The following is a 20,928-nucleotide window of genomic DNA, read 5'->3' on the forward strand; positions in this document are numbered from 1 at the left end:
GAGAACCCGATATGAAACGACGCACCATACCGCTTGCGCTTGTGGCTCTCGTCGCCGCCTGCTTCCTGGCGCTTCCGGCCTTGAGCCAAGAGGACATGACGACCATTCCGGACCAGGGCTTTGCCACGCATACCCGTTTGCCGGCGGTCTTCAACCACGACGCCCACAACGAAAAGGCGGGGATTTCGGACTGTACGACCTGCCACCACGGTGAAAAGGACGGCAAACGCGACCCGTCCCAGGACACCTCCGGCATCCCCTGTTCCGATTGCCACACCGCCGCCGGCAAGCCCGGCCGCACCCCGCTGATGCGGGCCTTCCACGAGCAGTGCATGGGCTGCCACATGGCCAAGAAAAAGGGCCCCGTGACCTGTGGCGACTGCCACCGGCCCGTGAAGTAAGAGCCTTCCTCCGCGAGCACAAGGCGCGACCGGGAAACCGGTCGCGCCTTTTTGTTTCCCCCAGCCCCCATCCCAAAGATTTTTAATGGTTCCGAAGTATTATTAAAGACCAACTGAGATCGTTAAAAATCTAGATCAATTCTTGCATATGACCAGCCAAAGGAGACGCCCATGCGCCGTGTTTCCCTCGCCCTCTTGGGCCTTGTCGTCAGCGGGCTGCTGCTTGCCGCGCCGGCTGTCGCCGCCGATTCCGGACAACTGCCCGAACCGCTGCCCGCTCCCGCGCCGCGGCCGGAGGCTGCCCAGGCAGGGCCGCAAACGACGCAGCAGGGGCAGGTTCCCGGCGACGTGCGACGTCAGGTTTCCGACGCCCGGGTCTTTTCCGCCACCTCCACCTGCTTCTACGGGCCAACCATCGAACGGGGCCAGGCCAGGCATCTGTGCGCCAACCAGACCCGGGGCAAGCTCATCGACGCGGCCGCATCGAATCTGGCCGCCGATCCGGCCGTGGCCCGGCTGCGGCTTTCCCGCCGCGACTTGCGCGCTTTTGCCGACAGTCTCATGCGGGTGTCCGTGGCCGACGAGGAAATACGCCCCGTGCCGGACGGCACCGCCGTGCGCCTGACGCTTCGGGCCGAGACTCCGGCCGAGGACCTGGGGACGCGTCTGGCCGCCTTTGCCGCCGATGGCAACCTTCGCGCCGCCGCCCTGGCCGAAACCGCCAAACGCGACCGTCTGGCGGCCGAGGCCCGCATGGCCGCCGTGCCCTTTGGCGCGGATCGGGAATTTCAGGCCAAGGGCATGGAAAACAAGATGCGCGAGGATGCTTCCTTCGCCGCCCGGCGCGTCGTGCCCGGCATGTCCATGCCCCAGGTCAAGGAACTCATGGGCGACCCGGCCGCCCTCAAACAGGCGATCATCGGCCCGGAAACCTACGTCTGCGCCGGTTACGGCCGCATCTGGGTCGTCTTTCGCGACGGGCTGGTCTCGTGCCTGCGCACCCGGCTCGATTACGTGGACCGGTATGCCACGGACTGCCACTGCGCCGGCAATTATGCGACAATATTAAAAAACGACTAGGAGTTGCTAGCTTGACAGAGCCCCCGGCCGCTGGCTAGTGATGGAGTTTGGTATCGTTTCCCTCGCTGTCTCCCGACCCATAGCCGCCGGAGGTTCCATGAGGGCGCTCATTGTTGATGACGATTTTTACAGTCGTAGTTTTCTCGAATATATTCTGCACCCTTACGCTAGGTGCGACGCGGCCGTGAACGGCGAGGACGCCATCATGGCCTTCAAAAAGGCCCTGGAAGCCGGGGAGCCCTATACCCTGGTTTTCATGGACCTGCTCATGCCCGTCATCGACGGCCCGCGCGCGCTCAAGGAAATTCGCGAGATCGAAAGCGATTTCGGCATCGCGGACGGGGCGGGCAGCAAGATCGTCATCACCTCGGTCCTCGAAGACGGCGAGGACACCCACAACGCCATGTATCTGGGCGACGCCACGTCATTTCTGCAAAAGCCCGTGGACGAAAATTCCATCCTGGCCGAGTTGACGCGTCTTGGCTGCATCGCACCGGGCAATGACGAAAAAAAGGGCGCGCAAGGGAAACCCCAGTAAAAAGGGCGGGAGCCCCTTCCAGGCGCTTTCTTTTCTCATTTTCTCCTTTTCCGGATAGTCGAAAGCCCATCCCTTCCCTGACGCAGCGTCCTTGGAAAGGGGGCCGGGGAAAAACTTTTCTTCAGAAAAGTTTTTCCCCGGTGTAGGCTAGGGCATGCGCAAAAGGCTTGTCCTGGCCGGCGGCGGCCACGCCCATCTCTTCACCCTGTCCCGGCTCGGCGTTTTCGACGATGCCGGCATTGCCGTGGCCTGCGTCGCGCCGAGCCCCTTTCTCGCCTATTCCGGCATGGGTCCGGGCATGCTTTCCGGCCGCTACGCCCTGGAGGACCTGCGTTTCGATATCGCGGCCATGCTTGCGGCCGGCGACCGCCAGGCGCGAAGCGCCTCCCGGTTCCCCCCTGCCCGGGCCAATGGGGCGCGGGGGCACGTCTTCGTCCAGGGCCGCGTGGCCGGGATCGATGCGGAGGGGAAGCGACTCGTTCTGGAGGACGGCCGGGAGCTTGCCTACGACGCGGTGAGTTTCGGCCTCGGCAGCGTGGTCGACGCCCCGTTTCCCGTCGAGGGCGACGGAGTCTACCCGGTCAAGCCCATCGAGAACCTGCTTGCGGCCAGACGGGCCATCGAATCCCGGGTGGGCGCCGGAGAGGCGGTGCGGGTGGTGGTGGCCGGAGGCGGGGCCTCGGCCTTCGAGGTGGCGGGCAACGCCCTCGGGCTCCTCGCCGGCCTGGGCGCGACCAGACCGCTTGTGACCGTGGTGGCCGGGCGCGGGCTGCTGCCGGGCTGGCCGGTACGGGCGAAAAGACTGGCCCACGCCTCGCTTGCCCGCCGGGGGGGCAGGGTTCTTTGCGACCGTGTGGAGCGGTTCGACCGGGACCGGGTGATGCTTGTGGGCGGCGGGACGCTTGCCTGCGACGTGCTGCTCGTGGCCACGGGCACCCGCCCTCCCGGGATTTTCGCCCGAAGCGGCCTGGCGCTGGCCCCGGACGGGGGGCTTGACGTCAACGCCTTTTTGCAAAGCGCGCTTTATCCCGACATCTTCGGCGGCGGCGACTGCATCCGTTTCGCGCCAAAGCCGCTTCCCCGGGCCGGAGTCTACGCCGTGCGCCAGGGGCCGGTCTTGTGCGCCAATCTGCTGGCCCGCCTCACCGGCCGGGAACTGACGCCTTTTCGCAAGACCGACACGAACTATCTGGCCCTGCTCAATTGCGGCGACGGCCGGGCGATTTTGCGCAAGGGGCCGCTGGTCCTCGAAGGCCGCTGGTGCATGGCGCTCAAGGACTGGATCGACCGGCGGTTCATAGGCTCGTTTGCGACGGCTCGTCCGCCTCGGGAATCTGACAGGCCGGCATGACGTGCCCCGGCATGCCGACCACCTTCTCCAGGTCCGCCAGAATCTTTTTCTTGTAGCTTTGCACCAGCGGCTCGTTGTGCATGATCATGTCGAGCTGGCGGGTGTGCATGAGCATGTAGCCGACGACTTTGAGCGCCGTCAGCATCTCCGGCTCGGCCCCGCCGCTGGCCTTGGCGAACGACGCGTCTTCGTTGACCTCCACGGAAAATCCCCGCACCTCCAGGATCTCGGCCACGAACTCGGCCCGACGCCGGCGGCGCGAATACTCCGCCGCCCCGCCCTTGAACTGGAAGCTGACGTAGTTCTCCCGTGGGCGCTCGCCCACAAGCGCCTCCACCGTGCAGAAGTGGAACCCGAAGCGCGAGCTGAGGCACATGTAATTGCTCGAAATCATGAAATAGTTCCGCTCGGCAAAGGACGAATGCGTGGCTGCCTCCAGCTGCGGATTGGTCGAGGCCTGGGCGACGATGGACAGAAACCCCCGCCCGTCCACCGGCGGCGGCCCTTCCCACGGCACGGCCACGATGCCGTCCCACAGCGCGCCCACCGGGATGCAGCAGATCTCCTCGAGCTTGACGTACTTGCCCGGCACGTCATGGGTGAACCCGTCGTCGAGGTTGAGGAACCACCACTTCATGGCCGTGCCCCGGTACTTGAGCTGCTTGGCCGCCCGCTTGGAGAAGCGGAACTCCTGGCCGAAGGCGAACATCTCGGTCACGGACTTCTCATGGCAAAACCGGGTCACGTCGTGGAGCGTACGGCAGTTTTCCGGGGCAAACTCCGGCACGTTGGGATCGAGCAGGTAAAGCGGCGTGATGGAGTCCATCACCCGGCGCAGGATGGCGTGCATGGGGGTGACCCGCTCCGGGGCCGGGGCCCGCGCGGCGGCCGCCGCCGCGACCAGCTCCCGCACAAGGCCCGGATAGACGGCCCGGCCGTCGGCGTCCACCGTGACCACGGCGTCCGGCGCCAGAAGCCGCGTCGCGCCGGGCAGGCCCATGAGCGCCGGCACGTGAAATTCCCGGGCCACGTTGGCCAGATGCCCGGCCGCGCCGCCCTTTTCCGTCACAATGGCCGCGACCCGGTCGATGATGGAGGCATAGCGCGGCGGCGCTTCGATGCTGACCAGCACCCCGCCGCGCGGAAAACGCAGCAGATCGGCCTCGCGGCGCACCACGAAGACCGGCCCCGACCCCACGCCGGGGCTGGCCGTCGCCCCGCCGGCAGCCAGCGTCTCCCCATACACCCGACGCGGCTTCCCGTCGTCCCCGCCGCCCGGCAGTTGCACCAACTCCCGGCACTGGAGAAACTGGACCTTGCCGGCCGTGTCCACGGCCCATTCCACATCCACCGGCGAACCGTACATGGTTTCCAGCCGCACCGCCGCCCGGGCCAGCTCCAGGGCCTGGGCATCGGTGAGGCTCGGTTCCCCGGCCCGCTCGCCGGCGGTTTCGGTGCGGCACACGCCCTCGCCGGGCAAACACACGAACACCTGGTCCTTGTCCCGGATATGGCGCTCGATAAGGCGCGGCGGATCGTCCCGGGAAACCACGAACTCGTCGGTCGCCACCGACCCGTCCACCACGGACTTGGGCAGGCCGAAGGCACTGTGGATATGGATGGCGTCGTCGCGAATATCGAGCGGATTGCGGGAATAGATCACCCCGCCGGAAGCGGCGTCGACCATGACCATGACTCCCACGCACATGGCCACGTCCTCGTCCGGAATGCCGCGGCTTAAGCGATAGGTCATGGCCTGCGGACTGTACTTGCTGGCCAGCACCTCCTTGTAGGAGGTGAGGATGTCGTCGCCGGAAACGTTGAGCTTGGAGGAAAACTGCCCGGCGAAGGTCTGCCCGGCCTCGTCCTCGCCCAGGGCGGAGCTACGCAGCGACACCGGCACCTCCCGGCCGAAGGGCGCGCACAGTTCCTTGTAGGCGCCCTCGATGGCCCGGGCCACGTCGTCCGGCACCTTGGCCTCGGTGATGGCGTTGCGGATGCGGGAGCTTAGGATCAGCAGGTTGGCCTGGTCGTCGGGACCGGCGGTCTGGAGCAGGCGGTTGACCTCGTCGACAAGGTCGTTTTCCTCCATCAGCCGGTGGTAGGCCCGGGCCGTGACCGCGAACCCCGGCGGCACGGGCAGCCCGGTGCGACGCACGATCTCGCCGAGCCCGGCCACCTTGCCGCCGACCGCGTCGGCCATGTGGCGACCGGCCTTGGCAAAAGGCACCACCAGCACCTCCGAGCCCTCGGGCGCGTTTTGCTGGAGACATTCGCCGATGCCGCGCTGGATCTCCTTGAGCCGCGCGTACAGGGCCGCGTACCTGTCCGGGGCGATGGCGTTTAAATGCTCGACCATCTTGTAGACGTTGACCGAAGCGGCCGTGGAATGGGCCCGGATAAAGGACATGCCGAAGGTGCGCCGGCCGTGCAGCGCCTCCTCCATCTCGGACATGATCTCCAGGGCTTTCTTGTTGGCCGTCAAAAGCAGCTTGAAGTGGTGGTAACGCCTCTTGAATTCGGCCTGGATCGCTTCCCCGGACGCACCTGAAGCGTCCTCCGGCTCCCCGCCGGAAAAAAGCCCTGCCAACGTGCGTTTTATCGTGCCGAACACGTCGCCCCCGCATGGCCGGATACCGGCCGGATTGGCATTTTTCGCTCCACAAAACATGTACCGTTTTGAAACAAGGTTGGCAACGCGCCTCGGCAAGGGGCAGGGAAGAGGCCTCCGGCGGCCAGGGGGAAACTTTTTGAAAAAAGTTTCCCCCTGGACCCCCTTCAAAAACTTTCTATTTGAAATGTAATTTACATCTATATGTATTTTACAGTAGAGTGTTGGAAACAGCACGGAGAACAGCATGACTACGGAAAAAACGAAGGGCTACCGCCATCTGCCCGCCTTCCTGCTCCTGGCCCTGGCCCACGGGCCGGGCCACGGCGCGGCCCTGCGCAGCCGCATGCAGGGCCTGCTGCCGGTGCGCGACACGGATTCCGGGGCCATCTACCGCACCCTGGCCACCCTTGAGGCCGACGGCGAAATCGTCGGGGAGTGGGATGTCAGCGGACGGGGGCCGGCCAAAAAAAACTATCGGCTGACCGAACGCGGTTGGGAGCGCCTGGAATTCTGGCGCGAGGACATCACCTACCGGGCGCGGCTTCTGGCCGCCTTTCTCGAAGACGCCGACGCCGTCCTGGCCGGACCGCGCGGGGAAGGAGACGAGCCATGTCAAAAGCCGTGACCGCGCCGCAGGAAAAAGGGCCGGACAGCCCCGGGACCTTGTTGTCGCTGCGCCCGCGCCAGGCGGTGTCCCTGGCCGCGATCATCGTGGCCGGGATTTTTCTGCTGACCGAAACCGCGGCCGGCGGTTCCTCCCTGGGCAAGGCCGCCACCGTCGTCGTGCTGGCCATCGGCCTGTGGACCACGGGCTGGCTGCCGGAATGGCTGACCGCCCTGGTCTTTTTCTCCCTTTGCATGATGGGCAAGGTGGCCCCGGCCGCCGACGTCTTTGCCGGGTTTTCCTCGTCCGCCACCTGGCTGGTCCTGGCCGGCGCGGTCATCGGCCTGGCCATACAACATACCGGGCTCGGCGACCGGCTGGCCTCCCGGCTGACCCCGTTCATCGGACGATCCTTCCCCAAGGCCGTGGTGGCCGTGTCGCTGTTCGGCCTGGCGCTGACCTTCGCCATGCCCTCGGCCATGGGCCGGGTCATGCTGGTGCTGCCGATCCTGACCGCCCTGGCCGACCAGCTCGGCTATCCCTACGGCAGCAAGGGTCGACGGGGCGTCATCCTGGCCGGCGTCTTCGGGACCTACCTGCCGGCCTTTGCCGTGCTGCCGGCCAATATCCCCAACACCGTCTTCATCGGCACCGTGGAAGCGGCCCTTGGCACCCCGCCCAATTACGGCCAGTACTTCCTGCTCCACTTCCCGGTGCTGGGGCTGTGCAAGGCCCTTATCCTTCTCCCGCTGCTGATCCGCCTGTACCGCGACACGCCACGCCTGCCCGAGGGCGACGCGAAGCGTCCCGCGACCAAGGCCTCTCCGGGGGAAATCCATCTGGGCGTGGTGCTCGCCATCGCGGTGGGACTTTGGGCAACAGACGGCTGGCACGGCATCCCGGCCGCCTGGATCGGCATGCTGGTGGCGATCTGGTGCCTTTTCCCGGGCAGCGGACTGATGGGAAAGAACCCGTTTTCCGCCTTGAAATTCGAGCCGATCATCTATGTCGCCGGCATCGTCAGCATGGGGGTCATCGCGGACCGCAGCGGCCTGGGCCGACAGGTCGCCGCCTGGGTCCTGTCCTTTCTGCCCCTGGAGCCAAACGCCCCGGGCCAGACCTTCGGCATCCTTTCGGGTCTGTCCACGCTGGTCGGCATGGTCGTGACCCTGCCCGGCGTGCCGCCGGTCATGACGTCCCTGCTGTCGCCCCTGGCCGGAGCCACCCACTGGCCGCCCCTGGCCGTGGCCATGACCCAGGTGCTCGGGTTTTCCACCGTCATCCTGCCCTACCAGGCACCACCGCTGGTCGTGGCCATCCAATCCGGCGGACTCGAGGCCAAGGACGTCGTGCGGCTGTGCCTGATCACGGCGGCCATCACCGTAGTCGCCCTATGGCCCCTCGACTTCCTCTGGTGGCGTCTGCTCGGCTGGATCGGCTGAAGGCCCGGGAACCGTATCCTGGGCCATACGCCAGGCGTTGCGCCCGGCGTTTTTCGCGGCATACATGGCGGCGTCGGCCCGGCGCACCAACTCCCCGGCGCGCACGCCGTCCTCGGGGAAAAGCGCCACGCCGACGCTGCCCCCAAGCTGGCAGTCATGGCCCGACACCGCAAACGGCTTGCGAAGGGCCGCCACCATCTTGGCGGCAATGACCGCGGCATGGGCGGCGTCCCCCACGCCCGGCGTCAGGGCCACGAACTCGTCCCCGCCAAGCCGCGCCACCGTGTCGCTGCGCCGCACGCACCCGGCCAGCCGCTTGGCCGTCTCCTGCAACACCTTGTCCCCGGCCTCGTGGCCGTAGGCATCGTTGACGCCCTTGAAACGGTCCAGATCGATAAAATAGACCGCCGCCCGCTCATGGGCCCGCTCGGCCAGGCGCAGGGTCTGGCGCAGCCGGTCCATGAAAAGCGACCGGTTGGGCAGGTTGGTCAAACCGTCGTGCAGCGACATGCGGGTGATGAGCGCCTCGGCCCGCCGCCGCTCGGTAATGTCGTTGATGATGCCGTCATAGGCGACAAGCGTGCCCGCGGCGTCGTAGTGCACGACCGGCGTGTTGCGCACATAGCGGATCGTGCCGTTCTTGTGGATGATGCGGTGCTCGATGGGGGCGGGATCGCCCTCCAGCACCCGGCGGGCATGCTCCAAGACCGCCGGCCGGTCCTCGTCCGGGACCATGGCCAGCCACAGCAGCGGATTGTCCCGGTATTCCTCGGCAGTGTAGCCGGTGACGGCCACACAGTTGGGGCCGTGTACGGTGGAGACAGCCCGCCCGTCCGCAACCTGGACCGTGTAGACGTAATCCGTCACGCTCTCGAGCAGCCGGCGCCAGCGTTCCTCACCCTGGCGCAGCGTCTGCTCCGTGAGCAAACACGCCTCATGCAACCGCTCAAGATCCTCGATGCGGCGGCGTAACACCGCGTTTTCCGCGGCAAGCGCGTCGGCACTGCGGGAGTCGGTGGCCATGGAGCACACTCCTTATGCCCACGCTAGCCCAAAGCAACCGGTTTGTCATGACCCACCGCCCCTTGCCAAGGCAATTGGCAAAGGGTACGAGCAAAATGACCCTAAAAGCATGGAGAACGCCATGACGGTTGGAACCGACTACGCCGACGACCTCAAGCGCGAATTGCTCACGGAAATGGCGGACAATTTTTTCTCCCGCCGCTGCCGCCTGGACGAACGCCTGGAATCCTTCGTCGGGCTGCGGGAAAAAGTCGCCCGGCAGGGCCGACTCGCCCTGTCCCGCTGGCTGGCGTTCCGCGCCCTGCTGCGCGACAGCCCCGAGGCCGACCGGTTCCTGGAAGGACTGGGCTTTCACCCCGAAAAACTCCTGGCCATCCCGGATAAGGACAGCATCGAGGTGCATCCGCGCCACCCCCTGGCCCTGACCGCCGCCGGCCGCTACCGCAAGGCCGTGCTCGCCGCCTACGACGACCTGCGCCGGGATCTCGAACACTACAATGAAGGCGGTTATGCCCCGGACCCCCGCGACCCCAGACGCATGCGGCGCATCCCCGGCTACGACCACCTGATCGATACCGCCCGCGAAATCAACGCCGAGATCGAGGCCGTCAATACCTGCCAATGCCCCTCGGACATGCTCCAATTCACCAAGTCCCTCGACCCCGCACGCCAGGAACAGGAATCCACCTGCGGCTACCCCGGCGACGCCTGTAGCCTCGATGCGTCGCTGTCCTACACGCCCCTGGATCTCGACGCCCTGGAAGCGCCGGCCTTGCCCACCCCGCCACCCCTGGAAGAAATCAAGGACAACCTGGCCAACCTGGCCGACAGCCTCTACCGCCAGGACCCCGACGCCGCCGAAGCCGCGCTGCAGGCGTAGATTTTTGGTGGGGCTTCGGGGTGGGGCTCTGCCCCAGGCCCCGGCAGGGGCGCTGCCCCTGCACCCCGCCGGAGGGCTTATGCCCTCCGGACCTCCCGTTACCGGGTTGGGATGATGCGGCGGGGGGCAGTCGGTGATGGGGCTACACCCAGAGCCTCCCCGAACTACGCCAAGTAACGCCGCAGCCACAGCTCCAGCATGACGAGGGCGTAGATGCGCTTGCCGTGGTCGGCCTGGCCGCGTTCGTGGGCATCGAGCAGCGCGGCCACGGCTTCGGGGCGGGCGATGTTGCGGGTCAGGTGGCTGTTGGTGAGGAGATCGCGGGCGAACTCGCGCAGGGGACCTTTGAACCAGCCGGCGAGGGGCAGGCCAAAGCCGCGTTTGGGCTGGCTGGCGATGCCGGTTGGGAGCAGGTGGGCGAAGGCTTTGCGCAGCAGATACTTGCCGGTGCGGCCGCGCAGTTTGCAGCGCACGGGCAGGCGTGCGGCGAAGGAGGCCAACTCGCTGTCGAGGAACGGGGAACGCCCTTCCAGGGCGTGGGCCATGGCCATGCGGTCGGCTTTGACCAGCAGGTCGCCGGGCAGGTAGACGCTCACGTCCGCGAAGAGATTGTGGTCCAGAGGCGCGTCGGCGTTGGCCGCGGCGTAGAAGGCTTCGTACAGGGCGACGGTATCGGCCGGGCGCGAGGCGCGTTCGAATTCCGGGCGCAGCAGGGCGTGGCGGTCCCAGGGGGAGAAGTAGGAACCCCAGCGCACGAGGCTGGCCGTGCGGGGGATGCGCGCGGCCTGGGCCAAGCGGGCGATGCCGGCGCGCCAGTCCGCTTCCACGGGTACGTTGCCCCGGGCCGGAACAAGCGAGGCCAGCCAGGGCACGAGCCGACGCGTCACGACGTTGGGCAGGCGCGCGTACACGTCGGCCAGGGGATCGAGCCAGTAGCGCTGGTAGCCGGCGAACATTTCGTCGCCGCCGTCGCCGTTTAAGGCCACGGTGACGTGCTGTCGCGTCAGCTTGCACAGGTGCCAGGCGGCCAGGGCGGACGGATCGGCAAAGGGCATGTCCGTGGCGGCCGCGACATCTTCCATGACCGCCCGGGCGTCGTCGAAGGTCAGCGTGAATTCGGTGTGTTCGGTGCCGAAACGTCCGGCCACGGCCCGCGCCTTGGCGGTCTCGCTGAAGGCTTCCTCGGCGAAGCCGATGGAAAAGGTGCGCACGGGCCGGTCGGTGAGCCCGGCCATGACGGCGGTGATGATGCCGGAATCCACGCCGCCGGAAAGGTGCGCGCCGAGCGGCACGTCGGCGACCAGGCGCAGGCGCACGGCCTCGGTGACGCGTTGGCGCAGCTCCTCGGCCAGGGCCTCCTCGGAGCCGGTCAGTTTCGGCAGGTAGTCGAGCCGGAAATAGCGCGTCAGGCAGGCCCGGCCGTCTCGCCACGTGAGCGAGTGCCCGGCGGGCAGGCTTTTTACGCCGGCAAAGCCCGTGGCCGGCTCGGGTACGTGCTGGAGCGTCAGGTAATGGGCTACGGCCGAGGCGTCCAGACGGGCGGAGACGCCGGGAACGGCGAGCAGCGCCTTGATCTCGGAGCCGAAAACGATGCCGCCGTCCTTTTCCATGTAATAAAGCGGCTTTTTGCCGAAGGGATCGCGGGCCAGGAACAGCTCGCGGCGGCCGGCGTCCCAGATGGCCAACGCGAACATGCCGCGAAGCCGCGCGGCGCAGGCCGGCCCCATCTCCTCGTAAAGGTGGATGATGGTTTCGGTGTCACTCTGGGTGGTGAAGACGTGGCCCCTGGCGGTCAGCTCTTCCCGCAATTCCTTGAAATTGTAGATCTCGCCGTTAAAGACGATGGCCAGGGAACGCGTTTCGTTGAAAAGCGGCTGGTCCCCGGTGACGAGGTCGATGACCGCCAGCCGGCGATGCCCAAGCCACACGCCGCCGCCATCGGCAAAGGCGTCGGCGTAAACGCCCTGCCCGTCCGGGCCCCGGTGGGCGATGGCCGCGCACATACGGTCCAGGCGTTCGGACAACTCCGCCCGGCCGCCCCGTGTGGCCATGAATCCGCAGATACCGCACATAGGCCCGCCCTACCGCATCGCCATCTGCCGACACAGGTCGGCGTAGGCCCCGGCCACCACGCGCCAGGAATATTCCCGCTCGGCCCTGTCCCGGCCGGCCCGGCCCAGCCGGCTGCACAGGGTGCGGTCGGCCACCAGCTTGGCCAGAACCCCGGCCAGGGAGACGGCGTCATCCGACGGCACGAGAAAGCCGGTTTCGCCGTCCACGACCAGTTCCTCATTGCCGGCGATGCGCGTGGCCGCCACGGCCAGTCCCGAGGCCATGGCCTCCAGCACCGCGTTGGGCATGCCCTCGTCGCGCGAAGGAAAGACGAACGCGTCGGCCCGGCGCAACTCGTCCGGCATGTCCGCCCGGGACACCCAGCCGGCAAAACGCACCCGATCCCTCAGCCCCAGACGCGCCGCCCGGTCGGTAAGCTCGGCCCGAAGCGGTCCGTCGCCAACAATGGTCGCCTCGAAACAGGCGCTTTCCGGCAGCCTGGCCAGAGCGTCGAGGAGCACATCCAGCCCCTTCTGACGCACCAGCCGGCCGACGAACAGCAGCCGCACCGGGCCTTCGCGCGTGGCCGCCGCGTCCGGGCAAAAACGCGCCGCGTCCACGCCGTTGGGGATCATGCGGATGGGCACCGCCCCGGCCGATTTTCGGGCCAGATCGGCCAGCCCCCGGCTGTTGGCCACCACATGGGCCGCGCGCTTCCATAAAAACCGGATAAACGGCCCCGTCACCTTATGGTAGGTCGCCAGATCGTAGGGCTGGAACCCCGGCACGTCGCCGCCGCGAAGCGAGACGATATAGGGCACGCCGCGAAGCACCCGCAGCGCCCAGGCCGCCGGGCCGCAAGGGATGCCGAAAAAAGCCACGCAGGCATCGGGCCGGAATTCCCTGGCCATGGCCGGCAAAGCGACCATGGCGCTCGCCGTAAACGACAACATTTCGAGCGGCGAACAATGATCCGCATGACGCCGCAAGGCCGGCAGCCGCCAGACCTCGTAGCCATCCACGACCTCGCGCTTCGGCAAATCCCCATACGACGCCGTGACCACCCGCACCACATGCCCCAAGCCCACAAGCTCCCGGGCCATGTTCGCCGTGGCGTTCCCCGCCCCGCCGCCTAATGGGGGATACTCATAATTGAGGAGAAGAAGGCGAAGAGATGAAGAGGTGCGAGAGGGGACCCCTTTTTGGGAAAAAGGGCTTCCCCTCTCGCGCTCTCCCCTCCCAAAAACTTTCAACGGGGATGCTTCCATACCGAATATTTTCCCTTTCCTTGCGACACGTTTCAGGTGCAGCCGGATACCCCGTTAGAAGTTTTTGAAGGGGGTCCAGGGGGAAACTTTTTTCAAAAAGTTTCCCCCTGGCCGCCGGAGGCAACACGACTCACCATCACCGCCTTTGTCACGGCGAGCATGTCGGGGTCGCGGTGCTGGAAATCGGGGTGCAGGCGGCCGGCGACTTGGGCGAAGGCTTCGGGGTCGGACTCGCAGGCGAGAAGCTGCGTATCGAAGCCGGCCACGGCCAGGGCGCTCAGGTGGTCGTCGAGCCGCCAGCGGGGCAGGTCGCCGGGGTTGAGGAAACGCTTCCAGGCGAACTTGGAGAACATGAGGAAATGGAAGGGGTATTTGAAAAAATGGTCGCGGTAGTCCACGCGGTGGAGCATGACGCCGCCGGGGGCCAGCACGCGGCCGAGGTCGGCGAAAAGCGCGGCCGGATCGGCCACGTGTTCGAGCACGGAATTGGACACCACGACATCCACGCAGTGGTCGGGCACGGTCTCCAAGGTTTTGAGGCGGTGCACGACGTTGAATTTGACCTTGGGGAAGCGGGTGGTCATGGCGGCCAGATTCTGGGCGTCCAGGCCCACGTCGAAGCGGACGTAGGGCTCGTGGCACACCACCCGGGCCGCGCCCATGGCCACCAGGGCATAGCCGGGGCCGTTGGACGCGCCGCTGCCGATCTCGAGCACTCTTTTTCCGGCCACGGAAACGCCGATTTTGGCCAGGTCAGCGGCATAGGATTCAGCGATGGCCCAGGGGTCGGTCAGGCCCACGTTGACGCGGTAATGCGGCAGATAGCGACCGAGCAGATGCAGGCTCGATTCGCGGAAAAAGAAGCGACGGATAACCCGCAGGGTGAAGTATTCGATCTTATCGCGTTCCAAGGGCCCCTCCGCCCAGGTCCATGTGCCGCAGCACCCAGAGATTCCAGAGAAAAAGACGGTGATCAGCCCCGCCGTCCCGGTGCTCGCGGATGCGCGCCTCAATGAAGCCGGCGTCGAGCCCTGCCTCCACCGACGAAACCACGCCCATGGCGAGCTGTCCCTGGGCCAGCCAGCGGCCGATGGGCACGCCGAAGCCCTGTTTTTTGCGATAGATGATGTCGCGCGGCAAGAGCCGCTCCAGGGCTTTTTTCAGGATGTACTTGGTGGTGCCGTGGCGAAACTTGTAGCGGCTGGGGATGGTGCGTACGAAATCCACCAGCTCGATATCCAGAAACGGCGCGCGCACCTCCAGGGAATGCATCATGCCGGCCCGATCGGTTTTGACCAGGATGTCGTCCTGCAAATAGAGGCGCGTGTAGAATTCCAGGGTCTTATCCACCATGTCCGTGGACGGGCAGTCCTCGTACACGGCCACGGCCTCGCCGTAGAGCGCCTCGGGATCGACGGGTTCGTCGAAAAGCGCGGCAATCTCGGCCGGATCGCACGGCCCGAGCCAGGTGGGGTTCCACAGGCGCGGCGGATACGAGAGTCCCCGCAGAAAACGGTTGATGCGAAACGAGGCGGCCATGTAGCCGTGGCCCACGGGCAGGCGGGCGGCGAGCAGGGCCAGGGCCTTGTGCAGGGGCTTCGGGGCGACGCGGGAATAGAGTCCGGCGGCGCGCAGGGCCCGGAAGGGGTCGTAGCCGGCGAAAAGCTCATCCGCGCCGTCGCCGCCGACGGCCACCGTGACCTGTTTGCGCGTCTCCCGGCACAAGAGCGCGGTGGGCAAAAGCGACACGTCGCCCATGGGCTCGTCGAGCCGGCCGACGATTTCCGGCATGAGCGCCAGCGCGTCGGCAAGGGTCAGGCGCGTCAGGTGATGGGCGACGTTGCAAAAGGAGGCCGCCATGACGGCCTTGTCCGATTCGTCGAAGGAGGGGTCGTCGAAGCCGATGGAAAAGGCGGCGATGCCGGGCGCATGCCGGGCGGCCAGGGCGGTTACGGCCGAGGAATCCACCCCGCCGGAGAGAAACACGCCCAAGGGCACGTCGGCCATGAGCCGGCGGGCAACGGCCGCGTCCAAAAGCGAGACGATCCGCTCGCCCCATTCCCGCTCGGGATCGGCCGGGAGGACGTCCGTCGGCTCCAGGCAAAAGGCCCACCAGCGCTTGCGGCGCACGGAGCCGTCGCGCACGTCGACAAGGAGGTTTTCGCCGCCGGGGAGCTTGTGCGTGCCGGCGTAGAGGGCGTTTGGCGCGGGGATGAAGCCGTAGGCGAAATATTTGCGCAGCGCGGTCCGGGAGATGGACGCGCCGGCCAGGGCGGGATGGGCGATAAGGGCGGTCAACTCCGAGGCGAAGGCGAAAAATCCGGGACGCGCGGCGTAGAAGAAGGGCTTTTTGCCGAACCGATCCCGGGAGCAGAAGAGCAGGCCGCGCGGCTTGTCGTACAGGGCAAAGGCCCACATGCCGTTGAGGCGCTTCGGCAGGTCCTCGCCCCACTCCCGCCAGCCGTGGAGCAGCACTTCGGTGTCGCAGTGATCCGAGACGAAGCGGTGGCCCCGTTCGACAAGCTCCTCGCGCAAGGAAGCGTGGTTGTAGATCTCGCCGTTATAGACCACGACCAGGTCGCCGTCGGCCGTGGCCATGGGCTGCGCCCCGCCGGCGATGTCGATAATGGCGAGGCGACGATGGCCCAGATGCACCCCGGCCGGGGCGTCGGCATAAGCCCCCTCGCCGTCCGGGCCGCGCCGGGCGAGGGTGGCGTTCATGCGGGAAAGCGCCGCCGCATCCCCCTGTCCGACAAAGCCACAGATGCCGCACATAGACCTACTCTTTCACCCTCGCATGCCTCTCCGCCAATACGCCCCCTCCCCCTTGAAAAGTTTTTGAAAGGGGGTCCGGGGGGAAACTTTTTTCAAAAAGTTTCCCCCCGGCCGCCGGAGGCATCCCCGCCTCCACTGCGCCTAAGGCTCTTTCTTGCACGTGCAATTGCGCGTGCAGTCCACAATGTAGGTCGGCTTGTCCTGGGACTCGTGGTAGGTGCGCATGAGGATCTCGGCGATAAGGCCCATGAAGATGGCCATGATGCCGATCAGCATGAACATGACCACCACCTGGGGCAGGGGCGTCTCGATAAAACTCTTATTCAGGAAGAACTTGCAATACAGCATGAACACGAAAGACAGTATCGACATCATGATGCTGGCCAGCCCGAAACCGCCAAAGAGGTACATGGGCTTTTGCGCGTACTTGTCCATGAATTTGACGGTCATAAGGTCCAAAATGACCTTGATGGTGCGCTCGATGCCGTACTTGGACTCGCCGTGAATGCGCGGATGGTGGGTGACGCCGACCTCGGCCACGCGAGCGCCCTGCCAGGCGGCGTGGATGGGGATGAAACGGTGCATCTCGCCGTAGAGCTTGACGCCTTTGATGATTTTGCGGCGGTAGGCCTTGAGGGAACAGCCGTAGTCGTGCAGACGCACGCCGGAAATGGCCGAGATGAGGCAGTTGGCCACCCGGCTGGGAAAATTGCGTTTGATGGGGTTGTCCTTGCGGTCCTTGCGCCAGCCGGAGACCACGTCGTAGCCCTCGGCCAGCTTGGCGAGCAAGCGCGGAATGTCGACCGGATCGTTTTGCAGGTCCCCGTCCATGGGGATGAGGATATCACCCCGGGCCAGGTCGATGCCGGCCATCATGGCCGCGGTCTGGCCGAAATTGCGGCGCAGGTGCACCACGCGCACGCGGTCGTCGCGGCCGGCCAGATCGTCCAGGCGCTCGCGGGTGTCGTCGATGGACCCGTCGTTGACCAGAATGATCTCGTAGGGATGCCCGAGGGTGGGCAGCACGGCGTCGAGCTTTTCGTAGAGCGGCGCGATGTTATCCTGCTCGTTGTAAAGCGGAATGATAATGGAAAGCGACTCCGGCATGATCCCCGCCGTTTGTATTCAGTTTCCGGATGATTGGTTTTCGGCTTCCCGGCGCGCCGCGTCCGCCGCCGCCACAAGCGGTCGGAGGTCCACCAGGCGCACCCCGGGCTCGGGGCTGGTATAGGGGAATTCGGCCGCGTCGAGAAGGACGAACTTGCCGGGTTTCGCGGCCAGTTCCCGGATACGGGCATCGAGAGGCGCGAAGAGCGGTCCCTTGGCGATGGCCTGGCCGGTGAAATCCGCGTCGCGCACCACCATGTGCGTGACGTTGTAGGCCTTGGCGAATTCCAGCACCGTGGCGGCGTCCTTGGCGTAATAGGCCGCAACCTGATGGGCCAGTCGCGGATAGTACTCCTCCCAGTAGCCCACGCTCCAGGGATGGGCCAGTTCGTAGGAGGCCAGGACGTCGCGCCGGCCGAAGGTGAGCACGTCGTCGAGAAGCTCGGGGTTGCCGGCGAGAAGCGCGTTTTTTGGCAGCTCGCGCACCGCGGCGTAGAGCGGCGCATCGGCCCGGTAGTCGTACAGTCCGACGTCGGTCAGTCGCCAGGCCCCGAGAGCGGCCGCAACGAGCAGCAGCAACACCCGCGGCCAGGGGCGCGCCAGGGCTGTGGCCAACGCGTGGCGCAGCACCACGGCCAGGCCCAGGGCGTAGACCAGATTGATGGAGTAGGAAATGTAGCGGTCCGGCACGAAGAGCTTCAGCGCCACGGCCCGGGCCAGAATGTACAAGAGCAGCGAGCCGACGAGCAACGCGCCGACCGGGCGGCACTTGGCCAGAAGGGCCGGCCAGGGAGCGCGTTTGGCGCCGATGATGACAACAGGCAGCAGCACGACGAGGCTTATGATGCCGGCGACAAGTCCGATGTCCAGGAACAGGCCGATGCTCTCGAAGGGCCAGTAGACGAGGTCGAAAAAAGGATTGGGCAGAGGGTAGAGATAAAGCCTGCCGGCGGCGGAAAATTCCGGACCAGCGGCCAGGGCGGCATGGCCCACCAGCGGACCGAAGCCGGAGACCGTCAGGGCGTGGTTGAAGGACCAGACGAGGCCGGCCGCCGCGATCAGGAACAGGCCGTGCCAGGGCCGTACCGGAAACGGCGCATCGGGTCGGCCCTGGATGCGGGCGAAAACCGCGTCCAGACAGGCGCAGCCGGCGCAGAGCACGGCGATATAGGGAATGAAAACCGCCTGGAGCAGGAGGATCACGGCCATGCCAAGGCCCGAGCGGCGCATCCAGGCCAGCAGAAACAGCGCCAAAAGCGGCGCGGCGAACCCCCGCGACAGACCGCCGGAAATGTTCTTCATGAAAAACGGCATGAGCCAGGCCATGGCGGCGCAGACATAGCCCAGGACGCGGCCCTCAAGGGTCGCGCCAAGGCCGAAAAAGGCCAAGGCCAGGACCAGCAGCAAACCGCCGGTCAGCCACTTGGAAAAGACGAGCGGCCCCACGCCGAGCCCCTTGGCGGCCAGGAAATAGAGCGCCTTGATCCCGGCCGGCACATAGGCGGCGGCATAGCGCGTCAACAGATCGGACGGGTACAGGGCCGGATCGAGCCAGCGGGCCATCCAGAAAAGCTGCTGGCGCGTATCGTCGTTGACGATAAAAGGCGAGGCCAGACCGTGGCGATGGGCCACGGCAAAAACAAGAAGGGTCAGAAAAGAGACGACGAACCAGTCCGCGCGGCGGGCCGGCGCATCAGATGGCCCGGTCATAAAGGCGGAAGACCTTGTAGCGATCCCCACCGTAATCCATGAGCGTCTTGTTCCACTGCTCCAGGGATTCCGGGATGAGCGAACAGTCGCAGTAGTCCATCTTGGGGTGGTTTTCGAGAAAATTGACCACGATGTTGAGAATGATGGCGTGATGCAACCGCTTCCACTGGTGTGAGCGGGCCACGCCCATGATGACGGCGCGGCAGTGGGTGAGCGGTTTGACCCGGCAGTCCCATACCAGCTGCAGCTTTTGCCACCAGCCGAACTTGCCGTTGAAGCGCTTGACCGACCGGTTCATGTCCGGCGAAACCACGGCAAAGGCCACGATGTCGTCGCCGTCGAGGATCATGGTCTCGAGATCCGGGCGCACCAACGGTTGCAGCGTGACGAATATATCCTCGTACTGGCGGTCGGTCAGCGGGATATGGCCCCAGTTTTTGCTCCAGATGTCGTTGAAGAGCTCTTTGATCTGGGGGCCGCGCTTGGCGAATTCCTTGCGTTCGATGGGCTGGATCGTGCATTTCTGGCGTTTCAAGATGCTGTCGCGCAACTTTGCCAGTTTTACCGCGTCGTGCATGGGCTTGCGGCTGATCTTGTAGGCGTACCAGTCAAACGTCTTGGTAAAGCCCCAGGAGGTCACGAGATCTTCGTAATAGGGGGGATTGTGGGTCTGCATCATGGCCGGCGGGGTATCGAATCCCTCCACGAGCAAGCCGACCTCGTCGTAGATGGAAAACGACAGCGGCCCATGCAGCCGGACCTTGCCCTTCGCCCGCACCCAGTCGGCGGCGGCATCGAACAGGGCATGGGCTGTTTCCCGGTTGTTCTCGCATTCGAAAAAACCGAAAAACCCGGTCTCGTCGTCGTGGTATTTCTCGTAGAGACCGTTGACATGGGCGGAAATACGCCCCACCACCCGGCCTTCCCGGCGGGCCAGAAAATACTGGGCCTGGCCGAACTCGAAAAACGGCCCCCTGGCCGGGTCCAGAATTTCCTGCTGCATGGGAATCAGCGGCGGCACCCAGAGGGGATCGTCGCGGTAGATTTCCCAGGCATAGCGAATAAAGGCGTCCATGTCGGCCGGACCGGCCGCAGAAACAACGAGAGAAGAATCAGACATGCTATGCCGGCTTATTTTTCGGGCTGAATGGTGATCTGCCCCTTGAGACCTTCCTTGAGCTCCAACGACGGGTTGGGGATGGTCAGCTCGACGTCGTAATACGAGGGCTGCTGCAACGTGGAGGGGATGGGGGCCCAGGGGATGCGCGACACGGTGGCGGAATACGTCTTGCCCGGCATGGAGTCGAAGGTGACGGTGGCCGCCTCGCCTTCCTTGAGCTTCTGGGCCTCGATCTCATGGACCTGGGCCCGGATGATCATGGGGTTGAGCTTGCCGACCTGGAACAGCTCCGCGTCCTTGGCCAGTTTGACCCCGAGGCGCAACTCGGGATTCATCCACATGACATAGCCGTCGGTGGGCGCCTTGATGATGCCGTCCTTGGGCATCTTGCCCACACCTGCGGCCTTGCCGAAGCGGTCCTCGGCCAGTTCCACGTGATCGGACAGGAGTTCGCGGGCCAGGGCCAATTGCTCGGCCAACGAGGTCTTTTCCTTCCGGTAAACCTCGATCTCCTTGGAGTTCATGGTCAGGGACTGCTGGGAGGCCATGTTGCGCTGGCTCATGGCCTGCAGTTCCTTGGCCTTGGCCGTCAGACGATCGATCTCCTTGTCGGCCATGGCCATCTTGTACTCGATTTCCTTGATGTTGGCCGGCGAGAGCTTGGTCTTCTCGTCCATGCGCGTTTCAAGGGGAATCTCATAACGGGCCAGGATGTCGTCGCGTTTGACCTGCTGGCCAATCTTTCCGGTAAGGGCTGTTATCTTGGCGTTGTACGGCAAAAAGACCGACAATTTGACCGGGCTGTACAGCTTGCCGGAGAAATTGATCGTCGCGGGCCGAAACGAGTCCGGCACCTCCTGCTTGGCGGCCTGCTTCGGGGCCGGGGCCTTGTCTTGGGCCATGCCGGCCGTACTTGCGGCCAACAGGCAGAAGGCAGCCAAGAACGTGACAAGCTGCCGCATG

Annotated in this window: 16 protein-coding genes and 1 pseudogene; 7 read left to right on the top strand and 10 right to left on the bottom strand. The window is 65.6% G+C overall.

Features of this window, described 5'->3' with window-relative positions; genetic code table 11:
• Positions 1–11: 11 nt before the first annotated feature.
• The 4 genes from K9F62_05720 (at position 12) to K9F62_05735 (ending at position 3,370) form a co-directional block, all read left to right on the top strand.
• Complete coding sequence (locus K9F62_05720; GenBank protein UJX42178.1) at positions 12–401, top strand: cytochrome c family protein; 390 nt, start codon at positions 12–14, stop codon at positions 399–401.
• A gap of 171 nt (positions 402–572) precedes the next feature.
• Positions 573–1,481: a hypothetical protein gene (locus K9F62_05725; protein ID UJX42179.1), complete on the top strand. Its 909-nt coding sequence runs from the start codon at positions 573–575 to the stop codon at positions 1,479–1,481.
• A gap of 97 nt (positions 1,482–1,578) precedes the next feature.
• Positions 1,579–2,019 (top strand): response regulator, encoded by a 441-nt coding sequence (locus tag K9F62_05730; protein UJX42180.1) that lies wholly within the window; start codon positions 1,579–1,581, stop codon positions 2,017–2,019.
• Between the two features lie 154 nt (positions 2,020–2,173).
• A complete protein-coding gene (locus tag K9F62_05735; protein UJX42181.1) occupies positions 2,174–3,370 on the top strand; it encodes an FAD-dependent oxidoreductase in 1,197 nt (398 codons plus the stop codon).
• On the opposite strand, the gene K9F62_05740 is transcribed toward K9F62_05735, so the two are convergent.
• Positions 3,315–5,984 carry a pyruvate, water dikinase gene (locus K9F62_05740; GenBank protein ID UJX42182.1) on the bottom strand — a complete coding sequence of 890 codons (2,670 nt, stop codon included), beginning with the start codon at positions 5,982–5,984 and terminating at the stop codon, positions 3,315–3,317. The genes K9F62_05735 and K9F62_05740 overlap by 56 nt on opposite strands.
• 244 nt (positions 5,985–6,228) lie before the next feature.
• Here K9F62_05740 and K9F62_05745 point away from each other — a divergent pair, with 244 nt between their 5' ends.
• Together K9F62_05745 and K9F62_05750 are read left to right on the top strand one after the other, a co-directional pair.
• The gene (locus tag K9F62_05745) at positions 6,229–6,609 is read left to right on the top strand and encodes a PadR family transcriptional regulator (protein UJX42183.1); all 381 of its coding nucleotides are present in this window, start codon (positions 6,229–6,231) and stop codon (positions 6,607–6,609) included.
• Complete coding sequence (locus K9F62_05750) at positions 6,594–8,030, top strand: anion permease (protein ID UJX42184.1); 1,437 nt, start codon at positions 6,594–6,596, stop codon at positions 8,028–8,030. The genes K9F62_05745 and K9F62_05750 overlap by 16 nt, the downstream gene beginning before the upstream one ends.
• Here K9F62_05750 and K9F62_05755 read toward each other — a convergent pair.
• A complete protein-coding gene (locus K9F62_05755) occupies positions 7,980–9,053 on the bottom strand; it encodes a sensor domain-containing diguanylate cyclase (GenBank protein UJX42185.1) in 1,074 nt (357 codons plus the stop codon). The genes K9F62_05750 and K9F62_05755 overlap by 51 nt on opposite strands.
• A gap of 121 nt (positions 9,054–9,174) precedes the next feature.
• On the opposite strand from K9F62_05755, the gene K9F62_05760 reads away from it, so the two are divergent.
• Entirely contained in the window at positions 9,175–9,933 is a 759-nt protein-coding gene (locus K9F62_05760) for a hypothetical protein (GenBank protein UJX42186.1), read from the top strand.
• Between the two features lie 164 nt (positions 9,934–10,097).
• Here the strand turns inward: K9F62_05760 and asnB (K9F62_05765) are convergent, their stop codons facing one another.
• The 8 genes and pseudogenes from asnB (K9F62_05765) to K9F62_05800 form a co-directional block, all read right to left on the bottom strand.
• A complete protein-coding gene (gene asnB, locus K9F62_05765; protein ID UJX42187.1) occupies positions 10,098–12,005 on the bottom strand; it encodes an asparagine synthase (glutamine-hydrolyzing) in 1,908 nt (635 codons plus the stop codon).
• 9 nt (positions 12,006–12,014) lie between these two features.
• A pseudogene (locus K9F62_05770) lies at positions 12,015–13,260 on the bottom strand (glycosyltransferase family 4 protein).
• 85 nt (positions 13,261–13,345) lie between these two features.
• On the bottom strand, positions 13,346–14,164 hold the full coding sequence (locus tag K9F62_05775; protein ID UJX42188.1) for a class I SAM-dependent methyltransferase: 819 nt from the start codon (positions 14,162–14,164) through the stop codon (positions 13,346–13,348).
• Positions 14,151–16,028 carry an asparagine synthase (glutamine-hydrolyzing) gene (gene asnB / locus K9F62_05780; protein UJX42189.1) on the bottom strand — a complete coding sequence of 626 codons (1,878 nt, stop codon included), beginning with the start codon at positions 16,026–16,028 and terminating at the stop codon, positions 14,151–14,153. Before asnB (K9F62_05780) ends, K9F62_05775 begins: the two co-directional genes overlap by 14 nt.
• 141 nt (positions 16,029–16,169) lie before the next feature.
• A complete protein-coding gene (locus K9F62_05785) occupies positions 16,170–17,135 on the bottom strand; it encodes a glycosyltransferase family 2 protein (GenBank protein UJX42190.1) in 966 nt (321 codons plus the stop codon).
• 18 nt (positions 17,136–17,153) lie between these two features.
• On the bottom strand, positions 17,154–18,845 hold the full coding sequence (locus K9F62_05790) for a hypothetical protein (protein UJX42191.1): 1,692 nt from the start codon (positions 18,843–18,845) through the stop codon (positions 17,154–17,156).
• Positions 18,829–19,965 carry a hypothetical protein gene (locus K9F62_05795; protein ID UJX42192.1) on the bottom strand — a complete coding sequence of 379 codons (1,137 nt, stop codon included), beginning with the start codon at positions 19,963–19,965 and terminating at the stop codon, positions 18,829–18,831. Before K9F62_05795 ends, K9F62_05790 begins: the two co-directional genes overlap by 17 nt.
• Before the next feature lie 11 nt (positions 19,966–19,976).
• Complete coding sequence (locus tag K9F62_05800) at positions 19,977–20,927, bottom strand: efflux RND transporter periplasmic adaptor subunit (protein ID UJX42193.1); 951 nt, start codon at positions 20,925–20,927, stop codon at positions 19,977–19,979.
• Between the last annotated feature and the right edge of the window lies 1 nt (position 20,928).

The sequence above is a fragment of the Desulfovibrio sp. JY genome, assembly GCA_021730285.1.
Classification (GTDB): Bacteria; Desulfobacterota; Desulfovibrionia; order Desulfovibrionales; family Desulfovibrionaceae; genus Solidesulfovibrio.

What these genes read in the sequence shown, in the direction of transcription:
- K9F62_05720 (UJX42178.1), top strand. Translation starts at nt 12, where the DNA reads ATGAAACGACGCACCATACCGCTTGCGCTTGTGGCTCTCGTCGCCGCC.
- K9F62_05725 (UJX42179.1), top strand. Translation starts at nt 573, where the DNA reads ATGCGCCGTGTTTCCCTCGCCCTCTTGGGCCTTGTCGTCAGCGGGCTG.
- K9F62_05730 (UJX42180.1), top strand. Translation starts at nt 1,579, where the DNA reads ATGAGGGCGCTCATTGTTGATGACGATTTTTACAGTCGTAGTTTTCTC.
- K9F62_05735 (UJX42181.1), top strand. Translation starts at nt 2,174, where the DNA reads ATGCGCAAAAGGCTTGTCCTGGCCGGCGGCGGCCACGCCCATCTCTTC.
- K9F62_05745 (UJX42183.1), top strand. Translation starts at nt 6,229, where the DNA reads ATGACTACGGAAAAAACGAAGGGCTACCGCCATCTGCCCGCCTTCCTG.
- K9F62_05750 (UJX42184.1), top strand. Translation starts at nt 6,594, where the DNA reads ATGTCAAAAGCCGTGACCGCGCCGCAGGAAAAAGGGCCGGACAGCCCC.
- K9F62_05755 (UJX42185.1), bottom strand. Translation starts at nt 9,053, where the DNA reads ATGGCCACCGACTCCCGCAGTGCCGACGCGCTTGCCGCGGAAAACGCG.
- K9F62_05760 (UJX42186.1), top strand. Translation starts at nt 9,175, where the DNA reads ATGACGGTTGGAACCGACTACGCCGACGACCTCAAGCGCGAATTGCTC.
- asnB (UJX42187.1), bottom strand. Translation starts at nt 12,005, where the DNA reads ATGTGCGGTATCTGCGGATTCATGGCCACACGGGGCGGCCGGGCGGAG.
- asnB (UJX42189.1), bottom strand. Translation starts at nt 16,028, where the DNA reads ATGTGCGGCATCTGTGGCTTTGTCGGACAGGGGGATGCGGCGGCGCTT.
- K9F62_05785 (UJX42190.1), bottom strand. Translation starts at nt 17,135, where the DNA reads ATGCCGGAGTCGCTTTCCATTATCATTCCGCTTTACAACGAGCAGGAT.
- K9F62_05790 (UJX42191.1), bottom strand. Translation starts at nt 18,845, where the DNA reads ATGACCGGGCCATCTGATGCGCCGGCCCGCCGCGCGGACTGGTTCGTC.
- K9F62_05795 (UJX42192.1), bottom strand. Translation starts at nt 19,965, where the DNA reads ATGTCTGATTCTTCTCTCGTTGTTTCTGCGGCCGGTCCGGCCGACATG.
- K9F62_05800 (UJX42193.1), bottom strand. Translation starts at nt 20,927, where the DNA reads ATGCGGCAGCTTGTCACGTTCTTGGCTGCCTTCTGCCTGTTGGCCGCA.